The sequence below is a fragment of the Spirillospora sp. NPDC049652 genome, from assembly GCF_040675125.1.
In the GTDB taxonomy this organism is placed as follows: domain Bacteria; phylum Actinomycetota; class Actinomycetes; order Streptosporangiales; family Streptosporangiaceae; genus Spirillospora.
Map to the genome: position 1 here is coordinate 1 of NZ_JBFAOF010000804.1, position 3,392 is coordinate 3,392.

Consider the following 3,392-nt stretch of genomic DNA (forward strand, 5'->3'; position numbering starts at 1 on the left):
CCGGTGGCGACCGCGACCACGCCGGTCGCCCCGCCCGCGTCCGGCAAGCCGGGGCAGCCGCACCGGCAGGCGGGCGACCCCTACGCGGTGGGACGCGTGGACGCGCCGGTGGTCATGATCGAGTACTCGGACTTCCAGTGCCCGTTCTGCGGACGGTTCGCCCGCGAGACCAAGCCGAGGCTGATCCGCGAGTACGTCGACTCCGGCGTCCTGCGGATCGAGTGGCGCAACTTCCCCGTCTTCGGTCCCGAGTCCCGGGCCGCCGCCCGGGCCGGGTACGCGGCGGCGCTGCAGGGACGGTTCTGGCAGTTCCACGACCTGCTGTACGCCAAGCCGCACCGCCGCAACGCGGGCGACTTCGCGAGCGGCAGGCTCATGGACTGGGCCCGGCAGGCGGGCGTCCCCGACCTGGAGCGCTTCCGCCGGGACATGAACAGCGAGGAGACCAGGGAGGCCGTGCAGAACGACTGGGACGAGGGCTACCAGGTCGGCGCGATGAGCACGCCGACCTTCCTGATCAACGGCAAGCCGCTGCTGGGCGCGCAGCCGTTCAAGGAGTTCGCCGACGCCATCGCCGAGGCGAAGGGGCGGTGAGCGGCGTCGGATACGCGGCGGCCTTCCTCGGCGGGCTCCTCACGCTGCTCAGCCCGTGCAGCGCGCTGCTGCTCCCGGCGTTCTTCGCGTACTCCTTCACCGACCGGGCGCGGCTCGTGGGCCGCACGGCCGTCTTCTACCTCGGGCTCTGCCTGACGCTGGTGCCGCTCGGCGCGGCGGGCGCGGCCGCGGGACGCCTGCTCTACGGCCACCGGGACCTGCTGATCGGGATCGGCGGGTGGACGGTCATCGCCCTCGGGGCCGCCCAGATCCTCGGGCTCGGCTTCGGCATCACGCGTCTTGGACGGCTCGCGGGACGTCGCGCTGACGCGGGGTCGGTGCTGTCGGTGGGGCTGCTCGGCACCGTCTACGGGCTCTCGGGCTTCTGCACGGGTCCCCTGCTCGGCGGAATCCTCACCATCTCGGCGGTCGGCGGCGCTCCGGTGCGCGGCGCCACGCTGCTGGCGGTGTACGCGCTGGGGATGGCCGCCCCGCTCTTCGTCCTCGCGCTGCTGTGGGACCGCTTCGACCTCGGCCACCGCCGCTGGCTGCGCGGCCGTCCGGTGACCCTGTGGCGCCTGCGGACGCATTCGACCTCGCTGGTCGGCGGGCTGCTGTTCGTCGCGATCGGCGCGACGTTCCTCTACTACGACGGCGGTGTCGTCCTGCCCGCGCTGATCGGGCCGGAAGCCGAGTTCGCCGTCGAGGAATGGGCGCTGCGCGTCGGCGACGCCCTGCCGGACGCCTGGATCCTGGGGGCGCTGGCGGCCGTCCTGGCGACGGTGGCGGTCGTCCTGCTGTGGAGAGGCGTGCGGGCCGCGCGTCAGGCCGCCGAAGAGGCCGAGCCCTCGACGGCGGAGGCGGAGGCAGACGGCCCCGCGCCGCCCGCCCGAAGCGGGACGTGAGGTCTCACTGGTCAGGACGCTTCGGGAGGCAGATGACCGTCTGCTGGCCGGTGGCCACCAGCGTGCGCTCGCCGTCCCGGACGCCGAACACCTCCAGGTTGCACACCGTCAGCGTCCGGCCGGGCTTGAGGACCGTCCCGACGGCCTCGACGTGGTCGCCCTCGGCGGGGGCCAGCAGGTTGATCTTGTACTCGACGGTGAGCACCGAGGTGTCGTCGGGGAACAACGTGTAGGCCGCGTAGCCGCCCGCCGTGTCGGCGATCGCACTGGTCGCGCCGGCGTGGACGTACCCGTTCTGCTGGGTCACCTCGGGACGGGCGGGCAGGATGATGTGGACGCGTCCCGGTTCGATCCGGGACAGGCGCGCGCCGAGGTGGGCCATCAGCCCCTGCCGGTCGAAGCTGTCCTGGATCCGCTCGCGGACCTCGGGGGTGACCTGGTCCGCCGCTCGCCGGTCGTTCACGACTCTCCTCCACCAAGATCACATAGCCCGCGGGGCGGCGAGTCTAGCCGGAGCCGCCGCCCCGCGTTCCCCCGGCGCCGGCCGGGCGGGCGTCCGGTGTCAGGCGGGGCGGCCCAGCTCCTTCTGGAAGAGGCGGTGGACGTTCCCGCCGAGGACCTTCACGATGTCGGACTCGGCGAGGCCGCGCCGGACCAGCGCCTCGGTGACCAGGGGCAGGCCGCGCGGGCCGTCCAGGCCGGGGATGACGGCGTTGACGTCGAACCCGGCCAGCGTGCTCAGGTCCTCGCAGCAGGGCGGGGTGAGTTCGAGGTTGACCTCGCGGATGAAGTCGGGCCCGAGGCCGACGTGGTCGATGCCCGCGACGGAGGCCACGTGCTCGATGTGGTCCACGAGGCGGTCGACGGTGTAGCCGGCGGGGTCGTCGCTGAGGAAGCCCGCGACGAAGTTGACGCACACCACCCCGCCGGTCGCGGCGACGCCGCGGAGCTGGTCGTCGGTGAGGTTGCGGTGGTGGTCGCGCAGCGCACGGGCCGAGGAGTGGGTGGCCATGACCGGGCGGGTGGCGAGCTCCAGGACGTGGCCGACGCCGGAGGCCCCCAGGTGCGAGACGTCGAAGACCACGCCCAGCCGCTCCAGCTCGGCCACCGCCTCGACCCCGGCGGCCGTCAGCCGGCTGCCGGTGGCGTCCTCGCCGCTGCCGTCGGCGAGCGGGGTGCGGCTCCAGTGCGCGATCGAGGCGACCCGCACGCCGAGCCGGTGCAGGGTGGAGAACAGTTCCACGTTCGCGTCGACGCCGGGGGCGCTCTCCAGCGCCAGCACCAGCGCGATCTTCCCGTCGGCGAGAGCCCGGTCGATCTCCTCGCCGTCCCGGCAGAGGCTGACCTCGTCGGCGTTGCCCTCGGCGATCACGTGGGCGGCCTCGACCATCCGGAGGGTCTCGCGCAGCGCCCCCTCGGGACGGAACTGGTCGTCGATGAAGACGGGGAGGACCTGGAGGTCCACGCCCCCGTCGCGCAGCTGGGGGAGCCAGCGCTCCCGGAAGAAGCGGGCCCACAGCGGACGCGGCCGTGCGACCACGGCCATCAGCAGATCGTTGTGGGTGTCGGCGACGACGGCCCGGTGGTGGAGGTCGGCGGACATCTCGGTTCCCTTCTGTGCCGGCGGGTGCATGCCGGTGGGTGCGTGCCGGTGGGTGCGTGCCGGTGGGTGCGGGGTCAGCGGTCGGGGGTGAGCAGGGGCTTGATGTCCAGGATCGGCGTGCCGTCCAGTGCTTCGAGGTTGCGGACGTGGACGCGCGGTCCGTCCACGGCGAGGATATGCACGTCGTGCAGCCCGATGGGATTGGGGCGGTCGGGGCTGCGGGTGGTGAAGACGCCGGTGACCGGGCGGGACGAGTCGCCGCGCGGGTGGACGGCGAGGGTGTCGCGGTC

General features: G+C 73.5%; 5 protein-coding genes. 2 read left to right on the forward strand and 3 right to left on the reverse strand.

What is annotated here, in order from left to right; translation table 11 throughout:
- Together AB0J52_RS32925 and AB0J52_RS32930 are read left to right on the forward strand one after the other, a co-directional pair.
- The coding region (locus tag AB0J52_RS32925; protein WP_500186753.1) for a DsbA family protein at nt 1–594 on the forward strand (594 nt) is incomplete at its 5' end.
- Nucleotides 591–1,499, forward strand: coding sequence for a cytochrome c biogenesis CcdA family protein (locus AB0J52_RS32930; RefSeq protein WP_500186754.1), 909 nt, complete (start codon nt 591–593; stop codon nt 1,497–1,499). The genes AB0J52_RS32925 and AB0J52_RS32930, both read left to right, overlap by 4 nt.
- Nucleotides 1,500–1,503: 4 nt before the next feature.
- Here AB0J52_RS32930 and AB0J52_RS32935 read toward each other — a convergent pair whose 3' ends face one another.
- The 3 genes from AB0J52_RS32935 to AB0J52_RS32945 form a co-directional block, all read right to left on the reverse strand.
- Nucleotides 1,504–1,962, reverse strand: a complete 459-nt coding sequence (locus AB0J52_RS32935; RefSeq protein WP_500186755.1) for a PaaI family thioesterase — start codon at nt 1,960–1,962, stop codon at nt 1,504–1,506.
- A 99-nt stretch (nt 1,963–2,061) separates the two neighbouring features.
- Nucleotides 2,062–3,102 (reverse strand): dipeptidase, encoded by a 1,041-nt coding sequence (locus AB0J52_RS32940; protein WP_500186756.1) that lies wholly within the window; start codon nt 3,100–3,102, stop codon nt 2,062–2,064.
- Nucleotides 3,103–3,176: 74 nt separating this feature from the next.
- Nucleotides 3,177–3,392 (reverse strand): TrmO family methyltransferase domain-containing protein (locus AB0J52_RS32945; RefSeq protein ID WP_500186758.1); only part of this gene is annotated, 216 nt, incomplete at its 5' end.